This window comes from Streptomyces sp. NPDC033165, assembly GCF_055577965.1.
Genome location: NZ_JBVIPK010000001.1, coordinates 255,279 through 280,655, shown reverse-complemented (window position 1 = coordinate 280,655; position 25,377 = coordinate 255,279). Strand labels below are relative to the sequence as shown.

The 25,377-nt window shown below is 72.3% G+C and carries 20 protein-coding genes; 11 read left to right on the top strand and 9 right to left on the bottom strand.

The features are described 5' to 3' along the window. Positions 1-132: 132 nt before the first annotated feature. From ACZ5WC_RS01290 to ACZ5WC_RS01270, 5 genes are all read right to left on the bottom strand, one after another. Complete coding sequence (locus ACZ5WC_RS01290; protein WP_468538806.1) at positions 133-1,638, bottom strand: phytoene desaturase family protein; 1,506 nt, start codon at positions 1,636-1,638, stop codon at positions 133-135. A gap of 81 nt (positions 1,639-1,719) precedes the next feature. After that, entirely contained in the window at positions 1,720-2,337 is a 618-nt protein-coding gene (locus tag ACZ5WC_RS01285; RefSeq protein WP_096629338.1) for a DUF4126 domain-containing protein, read from the bottom strand. Between the two features lie 365 nt (positions 2,338-2,702). Continuing rightward, the gene (locus tag ACZ5WC_RS01280; protein ID WP_096629340.1) at positions 2,703-3,314 is read right to left on the bottom strand and encodes a TetR/AcrR family transcriptional regulator; all 612 of its coding nucleotides are present in this window, start codon (positions 3,312-3,314) and stop codon (positions 2,703-2,705) included. A gap of 29 nt (positions 3,315-3,343) precedes the next feature. Then, positions 3,344-5,431, bottom strand: a complete 2,088-nt coding sequence (locus tag ACZ5WC_RS01275) for a YhgE/Pip family protein (RefSeq protein ID WP_468538805.1) — start codon at positions 5,429-5,431, stop codon at positions 3,344-3,346. Next, positions 5,403-6,164 (bottom strand): ATP-binding cassette domain-containing protein, encoded by a 762-nt coding sequence (locus tag ACZ5WC_RS01270; protein ID WP_468538803.1) that lies wholly within the window; start codon positions 6,162-6,164, stop codon positions 5,403-5,405. The genes ACZ5WC_RS01275 and ACZ5WC_RS01270 overlap by 29 nt, the downstream gene beginning before the upstream one ends. 165 nt (positions 6,165-6,329) lie before the next feature. On the opposite strand from ACZ5WC_RS01270, the gene ACZ5WC_RS01265 reads away from it, so the two are divergent. The 3 genes from ACZ5WC_RS01265 (at position 6,330) to ACZ5WC_RS01255 (ending at position 8,370) form a co-directional block, all read left to right on the top strand. Further along, on the top strand, positions 6,330-6,857 hold the full coding sequence (locus ACZ5WC_RS01265) for an SAV_6107 family HEPN domain-containing protein (protein WP_468538801.1): 528 nt from the start codon (positions 6,330-6,332) through the stop codon (positions 6,855-6,857). 105 nt (positions 6,858-6,962) lie between these two features. Beyond that, positions 6,963-7,721: a class I SAM-dependent methyltransferase gene (locus ACZ5WC_RS01260; protein ID WP_468538799.1), complete on the top strand. Its 759-nt coding sequence runs from the start codon at positions 6,963-6,965 to the stop codon at positions 7,719-7,721. A gap of 247 nt (positions 7,722-7,968) precedes the next feature. Next, a complete protein-coding gene (locus tag ACZ5WC_RS01255) occupies positions 7,969-8,370 on the top strand; it encodes a DUF3040 domain-containing protein (RefSeq protein WP_468538798.1) in 402 nt (133 codons plus the stop codon). Positions 8,371-8,581: 211 nt separating this feature from the next. On the opposite strand, the gene ACZ5WC_RS01250 is transcribed toward ACZ5WC_RS01255, so the two are convergent. From ACZ5WC_RS01250 to ACZ5WC_RS01235, 4 genes are all read right to left on the bottom strand, one after another. Further along, a complete protein-coding gene (locus tag ACZ5WC_RS01250) occupies positions 8,582-10,999 on the bottom strand; it encodes a transglutaminase TgpA family protein (RefSeq protein ID WP_468538796.1) in 2,418 nt (805 codons plus the stop codon). Continuing rightward, entirely contained in the window at positions 10,996-12,363 is a 1,368-nt protein-coding gene (locus ACZ5WC_RS01245) for a DUF58 domain-containing protein (RefSeq protein WP_468538794.1), read from the bottom strand. The genes ACZ5WC_RS01250 and ACZ5WC_RS01245 overlap by 4 nt, the downstream gene beginning before the upstream one ends. Continuing rightward, positions 12,363-13,415, bottom strand: coding sequence for an AAA family ATPase (locus ACZ5WC_RS01240; RefSeq protein ID WP_468538792.1), 1,053 nt, complete (start codon positions 13,413-13,415; stop codon positions 12,363-12,365). Before ACZ5WC_RS01240 ends, ACZ5WC_RS01245 begins: the two co-directional genes overlap by 1 nt. A gap of 240 nt (positions 13,416-13,655) precedes the next feature. Then, a complete protein-coding gene (locus tag ACZ5WC_RS01235) occupies positions 13,656-14,219 on the bottom strand; it encodes a beta-class carbonic anhydrase (protein WP_468538791.1) in 564 nt (187 codons plus the stop codon). A 420-nt stretch (positions 14,220-14,639) separates the two neighbouring features. On the opposite strand from ACZ5WC_RS01235, the gene rsmH reads away from it, so the two are divergent. The 8 genes from rsmH to ftsW all read left to right on the top strand — a co-directional run bounded on the left by rsmH (position 14,640) and on the right by ftsW (position 25,375). Then, on the top strand, positions 14,640-15,605 hold the full coding sequence (rsmH, locus tag ACZ5WC_RS01230; RefSeq protein WP_468538790.1) for a 16S rRNA (cytosine(1402)-N(4))-methyltransferase RsmH: 966 nt from the start codon (positions 14,640-14,642) through the stop codon (positions 15,603-15,605). Between the two features lie 19 nt (positions 15,606-15,624). Next, positions 15,625-16,194 (top strand): cell division protein FtsL, encoded by a 570-nt coding sequence (gene ftsL / locus ACZ5WC_RS01225; RefSeq protein WP_468538789.1) that lies wholly within the window; start codon positions 15,625-15,627, stop codon positions 16,192-16,194. 4 nt (positions 16,195-16,198) lie between these two features. After that, complete coding sequence (locus ACZ5WC_RS01220) at positions 16,199-18,187, top strand: peptidoglycan D,D-transpeptidase FtsI family protein (protein ID WP_468538787.1); 1,989 nt, start codon at positions 16,199-16,201, stop codon at positions 18,185-18,187. 40 nt (positions 18,188-18,227) lie between these two features. After that, the gene (locus tag ACZ5WC_RS01215) at positions 18,228-19,946 is read left to right on the top strand and encodes a UDP-N-acetylmuramoyl-L-alanyl-D-glutamate--2,6-diaminopimelate ligase (protein ID WP_468538785.1); all 1,719 of its coding nucleotides are present in this window, start codon (positions 18,228-18,230) and stop codon (positions 19,944-19,946) included. A 4-nt stretch (positions 19,947-19,950) separates the two neighbouring features. Continuing rightward, the gene (locus tag ACZ5WC_RS01210) at positions 19,951-21,372 is read left to right on the top strand and encodes a UDP-N-acetylmuramoyl-tripeptide--D-alanyl-D-alanine ligase (RefSeq protein ID WP_468538783.1); all 1,422 of its coding nucleotides are present in this window, start codon (positions 19,951-19,953) and stop codon (positions 21,370-21,372) included. After that, entirely contained in the window at positions 21,369-22,439 is a 1,071-nt protein-coding gene (gene mraY, locus ACZ5WC_RS01205; protein ID WP_468538781.1) for a phospho-N-acetylmuramoyl-pentapeptide-transferase, read from the top strand. The genes ACZ5WC_RS01210 and mraY overlap by 4 nt, the downstream gene beginning before the upstream one ends. Then, positions 22,421-23,863 (top strand): UDP-N-acetylmuramoyl-L-alanine--D-glutamate ligase, encoded by a 1,443-nt coding sequence (gene murD, locus ACZ5WC_RS01200; protein ID WP_468538779.1) that lies wholly within the window; start codon positions 22,421-22,423, stop codon positions 23,861-23,863. The genes mraY and murD overlap by 19 nt, the downstream gene beginning before the upstream one ends. A gap of 63 nt (positions 23,864-23,926) precedes the next feature. After that, positions 23,927-25,375 carry a putative lipid II flippase FtsW gene (gene ftsW / locus ACZ5WC_RS01195; RefSeq protein ID WP_468538777.1) on the top strand — a complete coding sequence of 483 codons (1,449 nt, stop codon included), beginning with the start codon at positions 23,927-23,929 and terminating at the stop codon, positions 25,373-25,375. Positions 25,376-25,377 lie beyond the last annotated feature (2 nt).

Below are 25,377 nucleotides of genomic sequence, written 5' to 3'. Positions count from 1 at the left end.
GCTCCGTCGGCAGCGGGATTGCCGCGGGATCGCAGTGGGGCTCAGGGGCGGCCGCCGGGCGCGAGCAGATGCCGGACGGCACCCCTCCGCTCACCTGGAGCCGCTCACCAGAAGTTGCTCACCGGAAGCAGCTCACCGGGAGCCGCGGAAGTCGTCCCCCTCCACGATGAGTCCGGCCACCAGCGTCCCCGACATCCCGGCGTGCGCGAGCCCGCCGCCCGGGTGCGACCAGCCGCCCGCGAGATACAGCCCCGGCAGCCGGGTGAGGTTGCCCGGGTGCAGCTGCGCGCCGCCGGCCCCGGCCAGCGCGGGCGGCGGCACCGCACCGCCCTCGGCCCCCGTCTCGGCCTCGGTCTCCGCCGGCGTACGGATCTCCGTCCACCGGACGCGCTCCCGCAGCCCGGGAACGGCTGCCCCCGCCCGCTCCACCAGGACGTCCGCGAACCGCTGCCGCAGCGCCGGGTCCCTCCAGTCGACCGGGCCCTGCGGAGCCACCGTCGCCGTGAGCGTCACCGCCTCGTGCGCCGCGTCCGGGCGGGTCGCCGGGTCGTCGGGCCGCAGCACCGTCACCGTGGGGTGCTCGGCGACCCGGCCCCCGAACACCGCCTCCTGCTCCGCCGCCCCGTCCGCGCTGTGCACCACGGTCCGGTGCACCGCGTCCGCCTCCCGGGCCCCGCGCAAGGACAGCAGCACCGAGAACCGCCCCGGCACCGCACCCTCCCTGACCGCCACGTCGTCCGCGCCCCACAGCTGCTGACCCGGCACCAGACCGGGGCGCGGCCGCACCCCGAGCACCACCCGGTCGGCCTCGGCGACCTCACCGCCCGTCAGCTCCACGCCCGCCGCCCGGCCGTCCTTCTCCACGACCCGGACCACCTCGGCCCCGAAGACGAACTCCACCCGCCGGGCCAGGCACCGCTCGTACACCGCCCGGGCCAGCTCCCGTACCCCGCCCATCACGTACCAGCTGCCGAAGGTCTGCTCCATGTACGGCAGGAGCGCCGAGCTCGCGGGGGCGGTGCGCGGGTCGAGACCGTAGGAGAGCGCGTACCCGTCGAGCAGGGCGGCCAGACGGGGGTCGGCCAGCTCCCACGCACCGATCTCCGCGACCGTGCCCGCCTGCCGGGCCCCGCGCAGCAGACGGCGCCGCCGCAGCGCCGGATACGGGTCGCGCGCCAGCACCCGGTGGTCCGCCCGCAGCGGCTCCTCCAGCAACGGCCGCCGCGACCGGTCCCAGGCGTCCCGCGCCCGGTCCATGAAGCCGCTCCAGCGCTCACCGGCACCCGCGCCGAGGGCACGGTCCAGGGCGTCGGCCACCCCGGCCCGGGACGCGTTGGGCAGGGACACCGCGGTGCCGTCGGCGAAGACGTGGCGGCTCGCCGGATCGACCTGGGTCAGCGTGACGCACTGCTCCAGCGGCTCCTTGCCGGTCTTCACGAAGAGGTCCCGCTGGACGGCCGGCAGATGCAGCAGTCCCGGACCGGTGTCGAAGACGAAGCCCTCGTGCGCATGGCGGCCGACCGAGCCGCCGTAGCTCGCGGAGCGCTCGTACACCGTCACCTTGTTGCCCGCCACGGCGAGCCGGGCCGCCGCCGCCATGGCGCCCGTCCCGGCGCCGATCACCGCAATTCGTGCCATGCCGCCGACTTTAGCGACCACCACTGACAGCTGAGGGCCCGCCGGGTGTCCTCGGCCGGATGGCGGACACTCGGCGGGCTCTCAGCCGGGAGGCCAGGTGCCACCCGTTCCCGCCAGCCGTTTCTCCTCGCGGCGCTGTGCCCGGCGGCGCAGGAAGCGGCGGATGCGCGAGGCCAGGAAGATCACTGTGACGATCCCGAGCACCAGGAGAACCCCGGCGATCACCGCGGCCGCGACCGGATTGAATATGGCGAAGGTGACGATCCCCGCGACCCCGAGGTCCTCGGCGATGCTGATCCCGATGTTGCTGAAGGGCTCGGGGGAGGTGTTGACGGCCATCCGCGTGCCCGCCTTCACCAGGTGGCTCATCAGCGCGGTGGAACCGCCGATCGCCCCCGCCGTCAGCTCCGGCAGCGAACCGCTCTCCCCGGCCAGCAGCGCGGCCACCACCGCCCCGGCCACCGGCCGGATCACGGTGTGCGCCGTGTCCCAGACCGAGTCCACATAGGGGATCTTGTCCGCGACCACCTCGCAGAGGAACAGCACACCGGCCACGATCAGGACATCGGTGCGCTGGAGTGCGGCGGGCACTTCGTCGGACACTCCGGTCGCGCCGAAGACGCCGAGCAACAGGACCACCGCGTAGGCGTTGATCCCGCTCGCCCAGCCGCTTGTGAACACCAGGGGGATTACGGACACGCAGGTGATCGTAACGACCCCCTCGCCACGCCCGGGACGGGGTCCGGCGCGCAGCCCTGAGTACCCGTACCTAGGGACACAGATGAGTAGCTGCGCGGATAGGCCCCCACCTGCGCGGACGGCAGAGTGATGACCACGGAAGGGGCGCTGCGCCAGGACCGCCGGCACGGGGCGGCGGAACGGCGCGGTTCCCCCGACGCAACGGGGGTGCACGGCGGAGGCCCGGGGACCACGGGGGGAATACGGGGTCACGGGGAACGGGTTTCCGCAGCACGGAAGACGCCGGTCCGATGGAGTTCACGGGGGACGCGAACTCCAGCGGCCGGCGTCTTCGGCTTTTCCGGTACCGCACGCCCCGGGCGGTTTCAGTGCCCGCTGACCCGCCCGTGCAGCAGCAGGGACAGCGCCGAGTGGACCTCGTCGATCGAGCGCTCCGGCTGGAACGCCTGCCAGTCCAGCGCCGCCACCAGCACCATCCCGACCAGCGCGGCGGCCGTCAGCGGGATGTCGATCTCCTCGCTCAGCTCACCCGTGCGCACCGCCTCCCGCAGCACGTCCTCGACGACCGCGACGGCCTCCTGACGTACCACCAGCAGCGTGGACTGCCAGGCGCGGTTGGTGCGCCAGAGCTCGGCCACGTACAGCTGGGTGAAGGCCGGGTAGCGGTCGATGAAGTCGAGCCCGGCCCGGATCATCGCGTCCAGGGCCTCGACCCGGGTGCCACCGCGCTCCGCGGACTCCTCGGCGGCGGCCCGCAGCGAGGCGGTGAGCAGCCCCACGCCGTGCCGGAGCAGCTCCTCGAACAGCTCGGTCTTGCTCTTGAAGTTGTAGTAGACCGTGCCCTTGGCGACCCCGGCCCGCTCGGCGATCTCGTCGACGGTGGTCGTCGAGAAGCCCTTCTCGGCGATGAGGGTCACCGCCGCCTCGTAGAGCCTCTGCCGGGTGGCCTGGCGCCGCGTCGTGCCACTGCTTTCCATGACCCCGATTCTCCCAGGTCCCGCCGTGCTCACAGGCTCAGCTCCGGGTGCAGCCTGCTCAGGCTCCACACCTGCTTGCGGCGCGCCGTGAACGCGGTGAGGGCGAGCGCGCCGACGGTGAAGGCCGCCAGCACCGCGCAGCCCACCCAGACCGGGGTGAGCGGGCCGCCCGTGATCAGCCTGCGCAGCCCCTCGACGACGTACGTCATGGGGAGGAACGGGTGGATCGCACCGAAGAAGCCGGGGCTGGTCTGGACGGGGTAGGTCCCCCCGGCCGAGGTCAGCTGGAGCATCAGCACCACCAGCACCAGAATCCGCCCGGCCGCCCCGAAGCAGGCGTTCAGCCACTGCACGATCGCGGCGAAGCAGCAGGTCACCAGGGCCAGGAAGCCGAGGGTTCCGGCGGCGTGCTCCATCTGGAGGCCGAGACCCCAGTGCAGGACGGCCATCAGGGCACCGACCTGGAGGGCGCCGAGGGAAGCTACCGGCAGCCAGCCGGCCAGCGCGATCCGCCACGAGGAGGCTCCGGCGGCGAGCGCCCGCCGGTTGAGCGGCTGGATCAGCATGTACGCCACCATCGCGCCGACCCACAGGGACAGCGGGATGAAGTAGGGGGCGAAGCCGGTGCCGTAGTTGGGTGCCGCGTGCAGCGACTTGGAGGCCAGCTGCACCGGGTCGGCCATGACGTCGGTCCGCGCGTCGCGGTCCTTCTTGTCGTAGTTCGGGATCTTGTCCACGCCGTCGTGGAGGCCCTGGGCCAGCTCGGCCGAGCCGTCGCCGAGCCGGAACAGCCCGCCGTCCAGGTTCTCCGCACCGGTCTTCAGCTTGCCGACACCGGTGTCCAGGTTGCTGGAGCCGGTCTGCGCGTTGCCGAGTCCGATGTGCAGCGCCTGTGCGCCCTTGGCGACCTTGTGGGCGCCGGTGTTGAGCTCGTTGACCTTGCTGACGGCCGCCGCCAGGTCGTCGTCCAGCGTCGGGGCGCGCTTCGCGAGCGCCTCGGCCTGCTTCTGGAAGGTGACCAGCTGGCTGCTCAGCTTCTTCAGATCGCCGTTCTGGTTGCTGACCAGGGTGTTCACATCGGCGGCGATCTTCGCGGCATCGTCGGCCGCGACCTTGGCCCGCTCCAGCGGCGGGCAGGCCGTCGCGTCGGGCTCCGCGGCCTCCTCGCACTGGGTGCGGTGGATCTCGGCGAGGTCGTCGGCGGCCTTGCCGGCGCGGGTGGCCGCGGTGGGCGCGTTCTTCACGAGCAGGTCGAGGTTGTGCCGTACGGCCCCCGAGGTGTCGGCGACCAGCCGGGCGGTGTCCCCGATGGACTTCCCGTTGTCCTTGAAGAACGGGCGTACGTCCCCGGCGATCCCGTTGACCTTGTCGGCCAGGACCTGGGTGCCTCCGGCGACCTGACGGGAGCCCGTCACGAGGTCGCGGGAGCCCTGGTTCAGCTTGACGATCCCGTCGGAGAGCTTCTTGCTGCCCGCCTTGGAGTCCTTGAGTCCGTCCGCGAGGTCCTTGGACCCCTGCTTCGCCTTGGAGATGCCGCCCTTGAGGTCGTCGGCGCCCTTGGCCGCCTCGGCGGTCTTGTCGTGCAGATCGGAGAAGTTGATGAAGATGCGGTCCAGGAAGCCCCGGGAGGCGTTCGTGGAGGCGGCGTTGCGCACCTCGCCGAAGACCGTCTTGGAGATCTGCCCGACGATGTAGTTGTTGGCGTCGTTCGTCCGCACCTGGAGCGCGCCGGCCTCGGGGGAGTCCCCGCCGCTGGACGCGATCTTCTTACTGAACTCGGACGGCATGGTCAGCGAGAGGTAGTACGTGCCGTCCTCGACGCCCTTGAGGGCCTCGGCGGAGCTCACCTCGTGCCAGGCGAACACCTTGGAGTCGAGCAGCTTCTTGCTGATCTCGTCACCGGCGGCGACCCGCTTGCCGTCGCTGGTGGCCCCCTTGTCGTTGTTGACCAGCGCTACGGGCAGCTTGTCGAGCTTCCCGTACGGGTCCCAGAAGGAGCACAGGTACAGGGCGCCGTAGAGCAGCGGCAGGAGCAGCAGGGCGACCAGTGCGGCGGCGGGCAGCTTCCCCCTGCCGAACCGCTTCAGCTCAAGCGCGGCCAGCTTCGGCGAACGCATCGGCCGTCTCCTCTCCGGTGGTGGGTGCGGTGGCGGGTGCGGACGCGGTACGCACGACGTGGGTGCCTTCGGGGGCCTCGCTGCACACGGCGAGCACGGTCGTCCCGGCCTCGGCCACGGAGCGCAGCAGCGCCCAGGCCTCGGCGCGTTCGGCGTCCGAGAGCTTGAGGTCGGTGTCGTCGACGGCGAGCAGCCGCGGCTTGCCGATGAGCGCCAGGGCGACGGAGAGCCGCAGCGCCTCAAGACGCTCCAGGTCCCGTACGGAGGTGCGGCCCGACTTCGGCAGGGCGGCGGGGTCGAGCCCCGCGGCTTCGAGAGCCTCGTCGACCCGGGCCTCGGCGGCGGCCCGGCGCTCGGCGCGCGGGCGCAGCAGGGTGCGCAGGGAGGTTCCGTAGCGGCCCTGGAGCAGGGAGCGTTCGCCCAGGTGCTCGGCGACGGTGAAGGCGGGGTCCAGCTCACTGACCGCCGGGACCGGACCGAGGGCGGCGATCCGGCGGACGGCGGCGGCGTGCTTGGGCAGCTGCAGCCCATCGACCTCCGCGTGCCCCTCGGTGGTGCGCATCCGGCCGGTCAGGGCGAGCAGCAGGCAGGTGCGTCCCGTCCCCGAAGGCCCCTCGATCGCCACCAGTGCACCTGGCTCGGCACTGAACCCCACGTTCCGAAAGGCCCAGCCGCGCGGCCCCTTGAGTCCAAAGTCCTCGGCGCGTACCGCTGCGCCGTGCGGGCTCTCCACAGACCCTCCCCTATTTGAACTGACCGGTCAGTGCAAAAAATAGTCCGAACTCGCACTCGAAGCAAAGTGGCAGGTCAGAGGGGTGACCGAGTCGATTGTCAGTGGGGGCCGCCACCATGGACACAGACGGCCACGAAGCCGTCACACGACGACAGGAGGTTCGTCATGGCCAGCTCGTCCGCAGCCGCCGCCCCGCGGCGCCGCGCAGGCAGCCCTGCCCCCTCACTGACCGGTGCGCCCAGCGATGTCCACCCCGTTCCGCGCCGTGCCTCGGCACCGCCCGCCGCACTCGATCTGCTCGCCAAGGCCCGGTCCGGCCTGGACGAGGCCGCCGTGCTCCACGAGCCCAACGAGCGCTATGCCACCGCCCACCTCGCCGCCCTGCGCACCGCGGCGGCCGTGCTGGCCGCCCGCGGCCGCCCCGAGACGAACAAGCGCCGCCGCGAGCGCATCCGGAGCGCCTGGGAAGTCCTCCCGGAGATAGCCCCCGAGCTGACCGAGTGGAGCGCCCTGTTCGCCGCGGGAGCCCTGCGACGGGCCCGTGCGGAGGCGGGTATGCCGGGGGCGGCCAGCGGACGGGACGCGGATGATCTGCTCCGCGACGCGGCCATGTTCCTGCGCCTGGTGGAACGGCTGCTGGTGCTCCAGCCGGTGCTTCCCCAACCCCGCCCGGAGCGCCCCGGCGGCGGGTGACCTGGACGGCGGGGCGAGGCAATAGGGTGGTGACCGCTCACATCACCACCCGCACTGTTCACGCTCCGCCGCCCCCGGCGGCACCGTGCCGAGGAGTCATCTGCCGTGTCGGACCAGCCGCGCCCCCGCGCCTCCCTTCGTACCGCCGTGGTCTGGGAGGTCCTCAAGGACGCCCTGGACCGTCAGGTCAAGGCGACCGGCAGGGACGCCCTGGACGTCCTGGACACCGGCGGCGGCACCGGCAACTTCGCGGTGCCCGCCGCCCGGCTCGGCCACCGGGTCACCGTCGTCGACCCCAGCCCCAACGCGCTCTTCGCCCTGGAGCGCCGCGCGGCCGAAGCCGGCGTTGCCGACCGGGTCCGCGGGGTCCAGGGCGACATCCTCGGCCTGTTCGACGTCGTGGAGCGCGGCGGCTTCGACGCGGTGCTCTGCCACGGCGTCCTGGAGTACGTCGACGAGCCCGCCGAGGGCGTACGCAACGCGGTCGAGGCGCTGCGCCCCTCCGGCGCGCTCAGCCTGCTGGCCGCCGGAGTGGGCGGAGCCGTCCTGGCCCGCGCGCTCGCCGGTCACTTCACCGAGGCCCGCCACGCGCTGACCGACCCGGCGGGCCGCTGGGGCGAGGGCGACCCGGTGCCCCGCCGCTTCACCGCCGAGCAGCTCGCCGACCTGGTTTCCGGGACCGGTCTGGAGGTCGGCGCGGTGCACGGTGTGCGGGTCTTCGCCGACCTCGTGCCCGGCGTCCTGGTGGACACCGAGCCCGGTGCCGTCGAGGCCCTCCTGAAGCTCGAAGCGGCCGCCGCCGAGCAGCCCGCTTTCCACTCCGTCGCCACACAACTGCACGTTCTGGGCGAGAAGCGCCGCTGATCAGCAACGCAGCTCCGGACGGAGTCGGTCTCAGGACCCCCGTACGGGGCGTACGCCCCGTATGATCGGGTGACACCATCCGGCATGACGGATCGGTCGTCGGGGAATCTACGCCTCAGCAGCCGAGCCGACATAGCGGTCCGGACTGGCTGAACGCTAGAGGGCGGGTTTCACGGGGGCGAATCCCTGCCTATCCTGGAAGGGCCGCATACCGGTCGCCCCCGCGGCCGACGACGAGGAGGATCCCGTGCCGCTCTCGGAGCACGAGCAGCGCATGCTCGAGCAGATGGAGCGAGCGCTGTACGCCGAAGATCCCAAGTTCGCGACAGCGCTCGAGGGAAGCGGACTGCGTACGTACACCCGGAAAAGGGTCTATCAGGCGGTCGCTGGCTTCCTGGTGGGTATCGCGCTCCTCATGGCCGGAATGGTCGCCCAGCAGATCTGGATCAGCGTGGTGGGGTTCCTCGTCATGCTCGGCTGCGCCGTGCTCGCGGTCACCGGATGGCGCAAGGCGCCCAAGCCCGGTGAACAGCAGCAGGCCGCCGCAGGCAGCGGGGAGAGCAGTGCACGCCGCCGACCCAGACAACGCAGGTCCATGATGAACCGCATCGAGCAGCGGTGGCAGCGCCGCCGCGACGAACAGGGCTAAGGGCTGCCCCGTCATCCCCGGCGGGTGCACGACGTATGACACTGATGGCTGAGGGGCGCCCGCATTTCTGCGGGCGCCCCTCAGCCATCAGTGCGCTCGGACCCCGCCGGGTCCGCCCGGAGCGGCAACCGCGAGGCCCCGGCCAAGGGACCGAAGCCGGTCCTGGCCGGGGCCCTCGCCCATGCCGCGCGTGGTGGCCCGCGCCTCGCGGTCAGCCGTGCTGGCGGGCGAGGCGGCGCAGCCGGGCCGTCCAGCGGCCGTGTCCCGGACGGTTCACCCAGCGCTCCGCGAGTGCCGTCCGACGGTCCGCGACCGCCCACACCACCCGGACGGACGAGCGGGGCAGCAGCGTTGCCCGGAGCCGTGCCCCGCGGTCGGCCGAGGCCTGGAGGCCCGCCCGTACCGACACCGCGTCCTCGGTCAGGCCGGACGCCGGGCGAGGCCCGGGGGCGTACAGCACCTGTTCCACCGCGCTCGCGATCCGGTGCACGGCCTCGGCCGCGGTGGTGTCGAGCCGGCCCACCCGCACGATCCTGGCCGCCGCCTTCCGGGGCGTCAGCGATTCGTCCGGCGCGATGCCGTGGTCCCAGGCCGTGTCGATGACCTCCTGCCAGGCCGCCAGCGTCCGTGCGGCGGCGTCCGAGGGTGTCCGGCCCCCCGAGCCCAGCCGCCGGTTCCTCGTCCGGGTGCGCCAGAGCAGCGGTGCCAAGGGCAGTACCAGGACCAGGACCGCGCCGAGGATCAGCAGCAGCACCGTGCCCACCGGAGTGCCCCGGTCGGCCGGCAGCGCCGCCCCCGGCTCCTGCGAAGGGCCGCACCCGCCTTCCTGACGCAGCTGCGGCGGGCAGCTGTCGTCGGCGGACGGGGCGGCCGGCGGGGCGGCCGAGGTGTCCGCCGAGGGCTGCGCCGGGTCGCTCGCGTCGTCCGTGGGGACCTGGGGCCGGGTGTACTCCGGAGCGCTGCCCCGGCTCGGGGTGGGCTCGAAGCGGGTCCACCCCACCCCCTCGAAATACAGCTCGGGCCAGGCGTGCGCGTCGCGCAGTCCCACCGAGGTCGCCCCGTTCGCCTTGACGGTGCCCGGGGTGAAGCCCACCGCGACCCGGGACGGGATGCCCAGCGTCCGGGCCATCGCGGCCATCGAGAACGAGAAGTGGACGCAGAAGCCCTCCTTGTCGCGGAGGAACCGTGAGATGGCCGAGGACCCGGTCCCCGAGGCGACGGACGTGTCGTAGGTGAAGCCCCCCTCGGAAGCGAACCAGTCCTGGAGCTTCACGGCCTGCTCGTAGGCGTTGGCCGAGCCCTCCGTGACCTTCTCGGCGGTCTCCGCGACCACGCTCGGCAGCGATTCGGGGACCCGGGTGTACTCCTGGGACAGGCTCTGCGACGGCGGTCCGGCCGCCGCCAGCTGCTCCGCCGTCGGCTCGACGACCAGACTGCCGACCTCGTACTGCGCACCGCGTGTGGTCTGCCCGTCGTCGCCGACGAGGGTGCGGCCCTCCGGCTCGTACCGCCAGCGGCCGTCGATGCGGACCTCGCTCGCCGGGTAGGGGAGCGGCAGATAGGTCTGCTGGTACGAACGCGAGGCGGAGATGTTCGTCCGGACCTCGGTGACGGAGACGTCCCGGCCGAGCCCGGTCGGCTGCGGGAGGCGGTTGGGAACGTCCGTCAGCCGGCGCGTGGAGGAGCGCCACTCGCTGCCGTTGAACTCGTCCAGGGCCAGGATCCGGAGATACAGGCCCTGCGGGTCCTGGGTGTTGCTGCGATACGTCATCACCTCCCGGTTCTCCGGCTGGTTGAGGTTGTTCTGCAGTGACACCAGGGGGTTCACGGCGGAGATGGTGCCGCCCCCGCTGCCCTTGCCGGTCCCGGGGCCGTCGCCGCCCAGCAGGCCGCTGTCCAGGGTGGGCAGGGCCAGCGGCACGACCAGGGCGATGCCGAGCGCCAGCACGCCGATCCGCCGCCCCGTGCGGACCGGGGAGGACCCGCCGCCCGCCCCGGCCAGCCCGTCCGCCAGACCGCCCGAGGAGCGCGAGGCGCCGCTGAAGACCCGGCCCCACTGGGAGAGCCGGTCCCGGCCCTCCGCCAGCAGGAGCAGCAGATAGCCGGAGGCGGCGAGCAGGAACCACAGCCAGCCCGCCCCGCCGCCGGAGAGCCCGGCCGCCACCGAGTAGAGGGCGAGCAGCGGCAGTCCGGCCGGGGCCGCGCTGCGGAAGGACACCGCCAGGGCGTCCACCACGAGCCCGATGAGCACCACCCCGCCGATCACCATCAGCCGGATGCCGTCCGTCAGCGGGGCCGGAATGGCGTACGTGCCGACGTCCTCACCGCCTGCCACCAGCAGCTCGCCGAGCCGCATCACGGCCTCCGGGCCCGGCACCACCCCGAACAGGGCGTGATCCCGGGCGAACAGGACGGTCAGCAGCAGCAGGGTGACCAGGGCCTGGCAGACGATGGTCAGCGACCGCGCCAGCGGAACCCGGCGCGCGAGAGCACCCACCCCGCTCTGGACACCGAGGACCAACGCCGCCTGGAACAGCCAGCCCACGCCGTCCACCAGCGGGAGCATTGCCCCCGTCGCCAGCAGCGTCGCCGCGTAGGCGCACAGCGCCAGCCGGGTCCGCCCGCTCATGACCATCCCCCCGCGAAACCTGTCTGACCGCCGCTCCCGGCGGACTGTGTGTCCGTGCGCATCCGGCCCACCTGCTGCCACAGCGCGGGCAGCTCGGCACCCGGCTCCACCAGCACCGCGATCCAGCCCGACTCGCGCAGCTGCCGCAGCCGCTTCTCGGTGGCGGCCGCGGAGGGCACCTCGCCCGCCCAGGCGGCGCTCTCCAGGACGAACGCGACCGCGGCGCCGGCCCGCTGCCGCATCCGGGCCGCGACCTCGGCCTGCTCCTCGTCGAGATCGCCGAAGAAGGCGATGAGCAGCCCCTCGTTGCCGCCGCGCAGCACGTCATGGGCGCGCGAGAGGCCCCCGCCCTCGGAATGGCCGACGACCGCGAGCGTGTCGAGCATCAGCCCGGCCGAGTCCGCGGACTCCTGGGTGGAACCGGCGAAGCCACCGGCCCCCTCGCCGGGCACCGCGTTCCCGTCGTCGGTGAGCAGGCGTACGGCGAAGCCGCGCTCCAGCATGTGCACCAGGGCGGAGGCCGCGCCCGACACCGCCCACTCGAAGGCGGAGTCCGGCCCGGCCCCGTGATAGCCGATGCGCCGGGTGTCCAGCAGGACCGTGCACCGGGCGCGCTGCGGCTGTTCCTCCCGGCGCACCATCAGCTCGCCGTGGCGTGCGGTGGAGCGCCAGTGGACCCGGCGCAGATCGTCGCCGTGGCGGTAGCCGCGCGGAATGATGTCGTCCTCGCCGGCGAGCGCGAGCGAGCGCTGCCGCCCGTCCCCGTACCCGGAGGCCTCGCCCGCCAGCCGCAGCGCGGGCAGCGGCACCGTGCGCGGGATGACGACGAGGGTGTCGTACGCACTGAAGGAACGGGTCAGCTCGCACATCCCGAACGGGTCGCTGAGCCGCAGCTGCAACGGGCCGAGCGGATAGCGGCCGCGCAGATCGGAACGGACCCGGTAGGACACCTCGCGCCGCCCGCCCGCCTCCACCCGGTCCAGCACGAAGCGGGGACGCGGTCCCAGCACGTACGGCACGCGGTCCTGAAGCATCAGCAGGCCGGTGGGCAGCCGCGACACGTTGTCCATCCGCAGATGGACCCGGGCCTCCGAGCCCGCGGGCACCCGGGACGGCGAGAGCCGCCGGGTACCCGTGACCCGGTAGCGGGTGCGGTAGAGCACGGTCACGCAGACCAGGGGCAGCACGGCCAGCAGCAGCCCGACGCGCAGCAGGTCGCCCTGGCCGAGGACGTACGCACAGACGGCGGCGGCCACCCCGGCGGCCAGGAACGAACGCCCCCGGGTGGTCAGCCCGCCCAGCGCGGCCCGCAGACCGCCCTTCCTGCCGCCGTCCTCGACGGCGCCGGGCTCGCCGGCCGTCATCACAGCCGCCGTGCCCCGGGCTGCTGCTGGTTGTACAGCGGGCGGCCCGGCTCGTGCAGACCCGGCACGGGCGGCGCGGTGCCGCCTGCCGAGGTCGGGACCGGAGTGCGCTGGACGATTTCCAGGACCACCTGCTCCGCCGTGCGGCGGTTCAGCTGGGCCTGGGCGGTGGGCAGCAGCCGGTGTGCGAGCACCGGGGTGGCCAGTGCCTGGACGTCGTCCGGCAGGGCGTAGTCGCGCCCGCTGAGCGCGGCGGACGCCTTCGCGGCGCGCAGCAGATGCAGGGTGGCGCGCGGCGAGGCCCCGAGTCTGAGGTCCGGGTGGCTGCGGGTGGCCCCGACGAGCTCCACGGCATACCGCCGGACCGCGTCGGCCACGTGCACTGTGCGGACGGCGTCGATGAGCTTCACGATGTCGTGGGCGTGGGCCACCGGCTGGAGGTCGTCCAGCGGTGAGAGCCCGCCGTGCACATCGAGCATCTGGAGCTCGGCGTCCGGGCTGGGATAGCCGATGGACACGCGCGCCATGAAGCGGTCGCGCTGGGCCTCGGGCAGCGGGTAGGTGCCCTCCATCTCGACCGGGTTCTGCGTGGCCACCACCATGAACGGGTCGGGCAGCTCGTAGGTGTGCCCGTCGATGGTGACCTGGCGCTCCTCCATCGACTCCAGCAGCGCCGACTGCGTCTTCGGCGAGGCGCGGTTGATCTCGTCGCCGATCACGATCTGGGCGAAGATCGCGCCCGGCTTGAACTCGAAGTCCCGCCGCTGCTGGTCGAAGATCGACACGCCGGTGATGTCCGAGGGCAGCAGGTCCGGCGTGAACTGGATCCGCCGCACGGAACAGTCGATGGACCGGGCCAGCGCCTTGGCCAGCATGGTCTTGCCCACCCCGGGCACATCCTCGATGAGGAGATGCCCCTCGGCGAGCAGCACGGTCAGCGAAAGCCGTACGACCTCGGGCTTGCCCTCGATCACACCCTCCACCGACCTGCGCACCCGCTCCGCTGTGGTGGTCAGATCAGTGAGGCTCGCTCGATCGTCATAGGTCGTCACCCGGCCCTCCTCGGCCCTTTGCGCATGGGCCGACACATCCCGCGCGGCCCACCCCGAAATTCGGACACCCTTCCGGAAGGCCCGGAGGGCGTCACACCCGCATTCTTGTTGCCGCTACCGCTTCGTGTCACTCGCCTGTGGATAAGTGCGTGCGAAATGTCAGTGTCTGTTGCGATTTCGGCACTGTGGTGGATGGGTGAGGTGGAGACGGGAGGCCGGGGAGGGAGTGGCCCGAACCGTTCAGGACTCGGAGTGGATCTCGCGCAGCAGACCGGTGGTCACGTCGAAGACGAAGCCCCGGACGTCGTCGCTGTGCAGCAGGAACGGCGAGGTGCGGACCCGCTGCATGGACTGGCGTACGTCCTGGTCGGCGTCGGTGTAGGCCTCCACCGCCCACACGGGCCGCTGCCCCACCTCACGCTCCAGCTCCTGCCGGAAGTCCTCGGTGAGGGATTCCAGGCCGCAGTTGGTGTGGTGGATGAGGATGATGCTGCGGGTGCCGAGCGCCCGCTGGCTGATGGTCAGCGAGCGGATCACGTCGTCGGTGACCACGCCGCCCGCGTTGCGGATGGTGTGGCAGTCGCCGAGTTCGAGACCCAGCGCGGCGTGGAGGTCGAGGCGGGCGTCCATGCAGGCGACGATGGCGACCTGGAGAACGGGCCGGGCGTCCATGCCCGGATCGCGGAAGTCCTTCGCGTACCGGGCGTTCAGCGCGACCAGCTGGTCGGTGACCTCGCCGCTCTCGCGGACCGCCGCGGCGGTGGACGTCACGGGCTCGGTGGAGGAGTGAGCGGAAGTCGACATGGCTACGACGTTAGCCTTCCCACCTGGTCCGGGAGTGCTGTGAGAAGCGGACAAAGAACATCAACGCGGCTTGTTGTGAGGTAACCCACAGGCCCTGGAGTGCGCCCGTTCGAGTGAGATCGCCGCGTCCGGACGGGTGGGACGACTCGCTGCCTGGTTCGTTGATCGCGAATCGATCGAATGGCAGGGTGGACTAAAGTAACGCGAAGTCACCATCCCCCTTCCATAACCCACCGCCCCATCGCACCCCCTGCATATTCCCGTTTTTTCCCCGTGATGTGCGGCGTACGTGCGGCCCGGCCCTCTCCCGCTCCCGGTCGGCCGACGCCCCTTCCCCGGCGCCGGCGGACCTCCCCTTCGGAGCGGGCGGGGACCAGGACGTACGTGCCGGCCGCGCGGGACAGAGCCTGAGAGGGCGCATTGAGCCAGACCCGACACGTCCCGGTGATGCTCCAGAGGTGTCTGGACCTGTTGGCCCCGGCTCTCCAGGACCCGGCCCACCCGGAGCCCGTGGTCGTCGACTGCACCCTCGGCCTCGGCGGTCACAGCGAGGCCCTGCTCGCCTCCTTCCCCACCGCACGCCTGATCGCCCTGGACCGGGACAAGGAAGCCCTGCGCCTCTCCGGCGAACGGCTCGCCCCCTACGGAGACCGGGCCACCCTCGTCCACGCGGTCTACGACGAACTTCCCGACGTCCTCGCCCGCCTCGGCACCCCCAAGGTCCAGGGCGTGCTCTTCGATCTCGGCGTCTCCTCCATGCAGCTCGACGAGGCCGACCGCGGATTCGCGTACGCCCAGGACGCCCCGCTCGACATGCGCATGGACCAGTCCACCGGCATGGGCGCCGCCGAGGTGCTCAACACCTACCCGCCCGGCGAACTGGTCCGGATCCTGCGGGCGTACGGCGAGGAGAAGCAGGCCAAGCGGATCGTCTCGGCCATCGTGCGCGAGCGCGACAAGGAGCCGTTCAGCAACAGCGCCCGGCTCGTCGAGCTGATCCGCGACGCGCTGCCGCAGGCCGCCAAGCGCACCGGTGGCAACCCCGCCAAGCGCACCTTCCAGGCCCTGCGCATCGAGGTCAACGGGGAGCTCAGCGTCCTGGAGCGGGCCATCCCGGCGGCCGTGGACAGCCTCGCCGTCGGGGGCCGGCTCGCCGTCCTGTCCTACCACTCGCTGGAGGACCGGCTCGTCAAGCAGGTCCTCGCGGCGGGCGCCGCCAACACCGCGCCGCCCGGACTCCCCGTCGTCCCCGAGCGCTACCAGCCCCGCCTGAAGCTCCTCACCCGGGGCGCGGAGCTCCCCACCGAGGAGGAGGTCGCCGAGAACCGGCGCGCAGCCCCCGCCCGGCTGCGCGGCGCCCAGCGCATCCGCGAGGAGGAGCGATGAGCGCCACGGGAGCCGTGCGGTGAGCAAACCGGCCGCACCGCTGAAGGGGCGGGCCGGACGGCTCGCCCGGCTGATGCCGTCCACCGGGCCCAGCACCGCGGCCCGCACCCCCTTCGTCCTGCTGGTCGTCCTGCTCCTGGGCGGTGGGCTCATCGCCCTGCTCCTGCTGAACTCCGCGCTCAACGAAGGGTCGTTCAGGCTCAGCAAGCTCAAGCGGGAGACCACCGGGCTCACCGACGAGCAGCAGGCCCTCCAGCGCGACGTCGACAGCCGCTCCCAGCCCGACGCCCTGGAGCGCCGCGCCCGGGAGCTGGGCATGGTCCCCGGCGGCAACCCCGCCTTCCTCAACCCGGACGGCACGGTCCGCGGCGTACCCACCGAGGCCACCGCCCCGCCGTCGCCCAGCCCCAGCCCCAGCGCCAGCGCCTCGGCCGACGCCGACTCCTCACCGGACCCCGACGCCCCGGCCGCCGGTTCCGCGTCGCCCTCCGAGGCCGTACCCACGACGTCCGCACCCGCGACCGGGCCGGACGCCGCGACCGCCCCCGAGGCGGGGAACAGCCCGCCCCCGACGAGCCCCGGCAGGTGACGCAGTGCCGTCCAAGGAACCGCCGCGCCGCCGTGTGCCCGGCCCGGCCCGTCCCCGCAACGGATCGAGCCGCTCCCCTCGCTCCGGCGCACGCCCCCCGGCGCGCCGCCCACGCCCCGCCCCGGGGCGCACCACCGCACGCGGCCGGGCGCCGCGCTCCCTGCGTCTGGGCAGCCCGCGCCCCCGGCTGCGGCTGGTCAGCCTCGGGCTGACGCTGGTCATGCTGGCCTTCGTGGCCCGGCTGCTCCAGGTCCAGGCCGTCGACGCCAGTGCGTACGCGGCCAAGGCCGAGAAGAACCGGTACTGGGAGTACACGGTCGCCGCCGAGCGCGGGGAGATCACCGACCGCAACGGCATCGCGCTCGCCACCAGCGTCGACGCGCACAACATCACGGCCGACCCCAAGATGTTCACGCCCAAGGACAGCGGGGCCCCCGACGCCCCCCAGCAGGCGGCCGCCCTGCTCGCCCCGATCCTCGACAAGGACGCTGACGAGCTGGCCGAGAAGCTCTCCGCGAAGAAGAGCCGCTACACGGTCCTGGCCCACCGGCAGACGCCCCAGGTCTGGAAGCAGATCAAGGACCTCAAGGCCGCATTCGCCGAGAAGGCCGCCGAGGACAAGGCGGACGGCGGCCCGGGAGCCAATGTCCTGGCCGGGGTCTTCCAGGAGCCGACCACCAAGAGGGTCTACCCCAACGGGGATCTCGCCGCCGGGATACTGGGATTCGTCAGCGCCGACGGCAAGGGCGGCGGGGGCCTGGAATCGCAGCTGAACAAGGAGCTCGCGGGCGAGGACGGCAAGATCCGCTACGCCCAGGCCGGCGGCCGCCACGTCCCCACCGCGGGCACCCGCGAGATCCCGGCCGTGCCCGGCTCCGACATCGAGCTGACCATCGACCGCGACATCCAGTGGGCCGCCCAGAAGGCCATCAGCGACCAGGTCGAGAAGTCCAAGGCCGACCGCGGCTACGTCATCGTGCAGAACACGCGGACCGGCGAGCTGCTGGCCATGGCCAACGCCCCCGGCTACGACCCCAACGACCTCTCCCAGGCCACCTCCGCCTCCCTGGGCAACGCCGCCCTCCAGGACGTGTACGAGCCCGGCTCCACCAGCAAGGTCATGTCCATGGCCGCCGTGCTGGAGGAGAAGGCCGCCACGCCCGGCACCCATGTCACCGTGCCCAACCGGCTGCACCGCGGCGACCGGCTCTTCAAGGACGACGTCGACCACCCCACCTGGTACCTCACGCTCAACGGGGTCCTCGCCAAGTCCAGCAACATCGGGACCATCCTGGCGACCGGTCAGCTCGGCAGGACCCAGGCCGAGTCCAACCAGGTCCTCTACGACTACCTGCGCAAGTTCGGCCTCGGCTCCAAGACGGGCCTCGGCTACCCCGGCGAGTCGCCCGGCCTCCTCGCCCACCCCAAGGACTGGTCGACCTCGCAGCAGTACACGATCCCCTTCGGCCAGGGGCTCTCCATCAACGCCGTCCAGGCCGCCTCGGTCTACTCCACGGTCGCCAACGGCGGAGTCCGGATCGCCCCCACCCTCGTACGCGGAACCAAGGGCTCCGACGGCCGCTTCACCCCCGCCGAGGCCCCCGAGGAGACCCGGGTGGTCAGCGAGAAGACCGCCAGAACCCTGTCGACGATGCTGGAGTCGGTCGTCGAGGACCAGGAGGGCACCGGCACCAAGGCCGCGATCCCCGGCTACCGGGTCGCGGGCAAGACCGGCACCGCCAACCGGGTCGACCCGGTCCTCGGTGTCTACAAGGGCTACACCGCCTCCTTCGCCGGCTTCGCCCCGGCCGACAACCCGCAGGTCACCGTGTACTGCGCGATCCAGAACCCCACCAAGGGCAGCTACTTCGGCGGCCAGATCTGCGGCCCGATCTACAAGCAGGTCATGGAGTTCGCACTCAAGACGCTCCAGACCCCACCGTCCGGCAGCGAGCCGCCCCGGCTGCCGGTGTCCTTCAAGCCCGGCGAGTGAACACGGGGATGCGCGAGCATCTCCTCCAAGGGAACCCTCAGTGACAACCATCACCCCCGATCCCGGGAACCGGAACGAGAACCACCGGAACCAGGGTCCCTCGCTTCGCGAGACGCCGCACCGGCCCGGTACGCTCACCGCCGTGCCCCACGCTGATCAGTCCCAAACCACCCAGAAGGACGCGCCTGTGACCTACCCGGGAGCGCCCCGACCGGACCGGCTCCGGCCCACCCCCCTCGGCGAGCTGGCCGGCCGGCTCGGCATCGAAGCACCGGCCTCCGGTGAGGCCACCGGCATCACGCACGACTCACGGGCCGTGCGCCCCGGTGACGTGTACGCGGCCCTGCCCGGCGCCCGCTTCCACGGCGCCGACTTCGCCGCCCAGGCCGCGGGCCTCGGGGCCGCCGCCGTCCTCACCGACCCCGCGGGCGCCGAACGCGCCGCCGCCACCGGCCTGCCGGTCCTGGTCGCCGAGAGCCCGCGCGCCGTCATGGGTGAGCTGGCCGCCGACATCTACGGGCGGCCCGGCATCGGCCTCCTCCAGATCGGCATCACCGGCACTTCGGGCAAGACCACCACCGCGTACCTGGTCGAGGGCGGACTGCGCGCCGCCGGACGCCCCACCGGGCTGATCGGCACCGTCGAGATGCGCATCGGCGACGAGCGCATCAAGTCCGAGCGCACCACCCCCGAAGCCACCGACCTCCAGGCCCTGTTCGCCGTCATGCGCGAGCGCGGTGTCGAGGCCGTCGCGATGGAGGTCTCCAGCCACGCCCTGGTGCTCGGCCGGGTCGACGGCTGCGTCTTCGACGTCGCCGTCTTCAACAACCTCAGCCCGGAGCACATGGAGTTCCACTCCGGCATGGAGGACTACTTCCAGGCCAAGGCCCAGCTCTTCACCCCCGAGCGCAGCCACCGCGGCGTGGTGAACTTCGACGACGAGTACGGTCGCAGGCTCATCACCGAGTCCGGCGTCCCGGTCACCAGCTTCTCCGCAGAGGGCCACCCCGACGCCGACTGGCACGCCGAGGACGTCGAGGTCGGCCCGCAGGACAGCACCTTCACCGCCGTCGGCCCGAAGGGCGAGCGGATCGCCGCCCGCGCCCCGCTGCCCGGCCCGTTCAACGTCGCCAACACCCTCGCCGCGATCGTCACGCTGGCCGTCGCGGGCGTCGACCCGCAGACCGCCGCCGACGGCGTCGCCGCCGTGCCCGGCGTGCCCGGGCGACTGGAGCGGGTGGACGCCGGGCAGCCCTACCTCGCCGTCGTCGACTACGCGCACAAGACCGACGCCGTCGAGTCCGTCCTGCGCTCCCTGCGCAAGGTCACCGAGGGCAAGGTGCACATCGTCCTCGGCTGCGGAGGCGACCGCGACACCACCAAACGCGGCCCGATGGGCGCCGCCGCGGCCCGGCTCGCCGACACCGCCGTACTGACCTCCGACAACCCCCGCTCCGAGGACCCCCTCGCGATCCTCGCCGCGATGCTCTCCGGCGCCGCCGAGGTCCCCGTCCACGAACGCGGCGACGTGCTCGTCGACGCCGACCGGGCCGCCGCCATCGCCGCCGCCGTCGCCCGCGCCGAACCGGGCGACACCGTCCTGGTGGCGGGCAAGGGCCACGAGCAGGGCCAGGACGTCCACGGAGTGGTCCGCGCCTTCGACGACCGCAAGGTCCTGCACGCAGCCATCGAGCGGTCCCAGGCGCGCACCGGCGCCGCGGGCCGCGCCCCTCACCACGAGAACAACAGTCAGGGATGACCAAGTGATCACCCTTTCCCTCGCCGAGATCGCCGGAATCGTCGGCGGGCAGCCGCACGACATACCGGACCCGGCAGTCACCGTGACCGGACCCGTCGTCATCGACTCCCGCGAGGTCGTGCCCGGCAGCCTGTTCGCCGCGTTCGCCGGCGAACGGGTCGACGGCCACGACTACGCGCAGCGCGCCGTCGAGGCGGGCGCGGCAGCCGTCCTGGCCGCCCGCCCCGTCGGTGTTCCGGCGATCGTCGTGGACGACGTGGTCGCCGCACTCGGCGCGCTCGCCCGAACCGTAGTGGAACGCCTCGGCACCACCGTCGTCGGCCTCACCGGCTCCGCGGGCAAGACGTCCACCAAGGACCTGATCGCCCAGCTCCTTCAGCGCAAGGCCCCCACGGTCTGGACGCCCGGCTCCCTCAACAACGAGATCGGCCTGCCTCTCACGGCCCTGAGCGCCACCGCCGAGACCGAGCACCTGGTCCTTGAGATGGGCGCCCGCGGTATCGGGCACATCCGTTACCTGGCCGAGCTGACCCCGCCCCGCATCGGTCTGGTCCTCAACGTCGGCTCCGCCCACCTCGGCGAGTTCGGCAGCCGCGAGGCCATCGCCCAGGCCAAGGGTGAGCTGGTCGAGGTCCTCCCCGAGGACGGCTGCGCCGTGCTCAACGCCGACGACCCTCTCGTACGCGCGATGGCCTCGCGCACCAAGGCCCGCGTCCTGCTCTTCGGAGAAGCCCCGGAAGCGGACGTACGGGGCGAGAAGGTCCGGATGACCGCCGACGGGCGGCCCGCTTTCCAGCTCCACACACCCACCGGGTGCAGCGACGTGACCTTGCGCCTGTACGGTGAGCACCACGTGTCGAACGCGCTCGCCGCGGCCGCCGTCGCCCATGAGTTGGGCATGTCCGTGACCGAGATCGCCGAGGCGCTCTCGGAGGCGGGCACCCTCTCCCGCTGGCGCATGGAGGTCACCGAGCGCGGGGACGGTGTGACGGTTGTCAACGACGCCTACAACGCGAACCCCGAATCCATGAGAGCCGCACTGCGTGCGCTGGCTGCCATGGGCCAGGCCCGAGCGGCCGACGGGGGGCGCACCTGGGCGGTGCTCGGTCAGATGGCCGAGCTCGGTGACGCGTCGCTCGCCGAGCACGACGCGGTCGGACGGCTCGCCGTCCGGCTCAACGTCAGCAAGCTCGTCGCTGTCGGGGGGAGAGAAGCCTCCTGGCTGCAACTGGGCGCATATAACGAGGGTTCGTGGGGTGAGGAGTCGGTGCACGTGTCCGACGCACAGGCGGCCGTCGACCTGCTGCGCAGTGAACTGCGCCCGGGAGACGTCGTGCTGGTGAAGGCGTCCCGGTCGGTCGGTCTGGAGAAGGTCGCCCTGGCACTGCTGGAGAACTCGACCGAGGGCGAGGTCGCCGGCCGATGAGGCAGATCCTCTTCGCGGGGGCCATCGGGCTCTTCCTGACCCTGGTCGGTACCCCGCTGCTGATCAAACTGCTGGCCCGCAAGGGGTACGGGCAGTTCATCCGGGACGACGGCCCGCGCACGCACGGCAGCAAGAAGGGCACGCCCACGATGGGCGGCATCGCCTTCATCCTGGCGACGATCATCGCGTACATCCTCGCGAAGGTCATCACGGGTGAGTCGATGAGCTTCTCCGGGGCCCTCGTCCTGTTCCTGATGGCCGGGATGGGCCTCGTCGGCTTCCTCGACGACTACATCAAGATCGTCAAGCAGCGGTCGCTCGGTCTGCGGGCCAAGGCGAAGATGGCCGGCCAGCTGATCGTCGGTATCGCCTTCGCGGTGCTCTCGCTCCAGTTCGCGGACTCCCGGGGCAACACCCCCGCCTCCACCCGGCTCTCCTTCGTGGAGGACTTCGGCTGGTCGATCGGCCCGGTGCTGTTCTGCGTCTGGGCGCTGTTCATGATCCTCGCCATGTCCAACGGCGTGAACCTCACGGACGGTCTGGACGGTCTGGCCACCGGTGCCTCGGTGATGGTCTTCGGCGCCTACACCTTCATCGGCCTCTGGCAGTTCCAGGAGTCCTGCGCCAACGCGGCCAACCTGACCAACCCGAGCGCCTGTTTCGAGGTGCGCGACCCACTCGACCTCGCCGTCGTCGCCTCCGCCCTGATGGGCGCCTGCTTCGGCTTCCTGTGGTGGAACACCTCGCCCGCCAAGATCTTCATGGGCGACACCGGTTCGCTCGCCCTCGGCGGAGCCCTCGCGGGCCTCGCGATCCTGTCCCGCACCGAGTTCCTGCTCGCCATCCTCGGCGGCCTCTTCGTGATGATCACCATGTCCGTGGTCATCCAGGTCGGTTCGTTCAAGATGACCGGCAAGCGGGTCTTCCGGATGGCGCCGCTCCAGCACCACTTCGAACTCAAGGGGTGGTCCGAAGTCCTTGTCGTGGTCCGCTTCTGGATCATCCAGGGCATGTGCGTGATCGTCGGCCTCGGCCTCTTCTACGCGGGATGGGCAGCCAAGAAGTGAGCTCCGTGGACTGGCAGGGCAAGCACGTCACCGTCGCCGGGCTCGGCGTCAGCGGTATCCCCGCGGCCCGCGCCCTCAACGAGCGCGGCGCGCGCGTCACCGTCGTCAACGACGGCGACGACGACCGCGCCCGTGCGCAGGCGGCCGAACTGGAGGCGCTCGGCATCACCGTGCGCCTCGGCGACGGCGCCACCCTGCCGCCGTCCACGGACCTCGTCGTCACCGCCCCCGGCTGGCAGCCGGACAAGCCGCTCTTCCTGGCTGCCGCCGAGGCGGGCGTCCCGGTCTGGGGCGACGTCGAACTGGCCTGGCGACTGCGCGGCTCGGGCGGCCGGAAGCCCGCGCCCTGGCTCGCGGTCACCGGCACCAACGGCAAGACCACCACCGTACGGATGCTGGCCTCGATCCTCGAAGCTGCGGGCCTGCGCACCGCGGCCGTCGGCAACATCGGCGTATCGCTGCTGGACGCCGTGCTCGGCGATCAGGAGTACGACGTCCTCGCCGTCGAACTCTCCAGCTACCAGCTGCACTGGGCGCCCTCCCCGCGCGCCCACTCCGCGGCCGTCCTCAACCTGGCCCCCGACCACCTCGACTGGCACGGCTCGATGGCGGCGTACGCCGCCGACAAGGGGCGCGTCTACGAGGGCAACACGGTCGCCTGCGTCTACAACGCGGCCGACCCGGCCACCGAGGACCTGGTCCGCGAGGCCGATGTCGAGGAGGGCTGCCGGGCCATCGGCTTCACCCTCGGCGCCCCCGGTCCCTCGCAGCTCGGCGTGGTCGACGGCATCCTCGTCGACCGGGCGTTCGTCGCCAACCGGCACAAGCAGGCCCAGGAGCTCGCCGAGGTCTCCGACGTCCACCCGCCGGCCCCGCACAACATCGCCAACGCGCTGGCCGCCGCCGCCCTGGCCCGCGCCTTCGGCGTGGAGGCGGCCGCCGTACGCGACGGACTGCGGGCCTTCCGTCCGGACGCCCACCGCATCGAACACATCGCGGACATCGGGGAGGTGGCCTACGTCGACGACTCCAAGGCCACCAACACCCATGCCGCGGAGGCCTCCCTCGCCGCCTACGACTCCGTCGTCTGGATCGCCGGGGGCCTCGCCAAGGGCGCGACCTTCGACGCGCTGGTGACCGGCGCCGCGCAGCGGCTGCGCGGGGCCGTGCTGATGGGCGCCGACCGGGCCCTGATCCGCGAAGCCCTGACGCGACACGCCCCCGAAGTCCCGGTGGTCGACCTCGAACGGACCGACACTGGGGCGATGTCCGAAGCGGTCGCGCAGGCGGCCGCGCTCGCCCGGCCGGGCGATACGGTACTGCTGGCCCCGGCCTGTGCCTCGATGGACATGTTCACCAACTACAACAAGCGGGGCGAGGCGTTCGCGGACGCCGTCCGCGCGCGCGCCGACGAGAGCGCCTGACCGACCGGGCCTCCGCGCCCGGGGCCGCGGCCCCGGGCACGAGCAGTGGAGGGGACAGCGACCATGCCGGCCGATGAGAGATCCGCCGTACGGCGGATGCGCACACGGGCGTCCGTTCCCCGCCCCCTCGCCGTGGCGCCCGCGCCCTCCGGAGTACCGCTGCCCCCCGGGCTCGCCCTGCGCGGACGCCTCGCCACCGGCGCCCGCCGTCCCGAGACGCCTCGCGGCCCCGCACGCGGCGGCTCGGGCCCCCGCACCCCGCGCTCCGGACGCGGTGGCGGACCGCGCCGGGCCTTCGAGCGGGCACGACGCGCCTGGGACCGGCCCCTGACCGCCTACTACGTGATCCTCGGCTCCAGCCTCCTGATCACGGTGCTGGGCCTGGTGATGGTCTACTCCGCCTCGATGATCAAGGCGCTGGACATCAGCAAGCCCTCGACGTACTTCTTCGGGAAGCAGTTCCTCGCCGCCGTCATCGGCGGCGCACTGATGCTGATCGCCGCCCGGATGCCGGTCAAACTCCACCGGGCCCTGGCCTACCCGCTGCTGATGACCACCGCCTTCCTGATGGTCCTGGTCCAGGTCCCCGGGATAGGGATGTCGGTCAACGGCAACCAGAACTGGCTCTCTCTGGGTGGCTCCTTCCAGCTCCAGCCCAGCGAGTTCGGCAAGCTCGCCCTGATCCTGTGGGGCGCGGACCTGCTCGCCCGCAAACAGGACAAGCGGTTGCTGACCCAGTGGAAACACATGCTCGTGCCGCTCGTGCCGGTCGCCTTCATGCTGCTCGGACTGATCATGCTCGGTGGCGACATGGGAACCGCGATCATCCTCGCGGCGATCCTGTTCGGCCTGCTCTGGCTGGCCGGCGCCCCCACCCGGCTGTTCGCGGGGGTGCTCGGCTTCGCCGCCGTCATCGCGTTCCTGCTGATCTGGACCAGCCCCAACCGGATGTCCCGGCTCTCCTGCATGGGCATCGTCGGCGAACCCGACCCGGAGGACGGCTGCTGGCAGGCCGCACACGGAATCTACGCTCTGGCGTCCGGCGGATGGTTCGGTTCCGGACTGGGTGCGAGTGTGGAAAAATGGGGGCAACTCCCCGAACCTCACACCGACTTCATCTTCGCCATCACCGGTGAGGAACTGGGTCTGGCGGGGACGCTGTCCGTGCTCGCCCTGTTCGCGGCTCTAGGCTATGCGGGTATCCGCGTGGCCGGACGCACGGAGGACCCCTTCGTGAGGTATGCCGCGGGAGGCGTGACCACGTGGATCACGGCCCAGGCCGTGATCAACATCGGTGCGGTGCTCGGCCTGTTGCCGATCGCCGGGGTTCCGCTCCCGCTGTTCTCCTACGGGAGATCGGCTCTGCTGCCGACGATGTTCGCGGTCGGGCTGATGATCGCCTTCGCACGGGAGGATCCCGCCGCGAAGGCGGCCCTGGCCATGCGGAAGCCCGGGGTGAGATGGAAGACGATGAGACGGCGCGTCAAGAAGCGTCCGTCCGGAGAGCGGTGAAT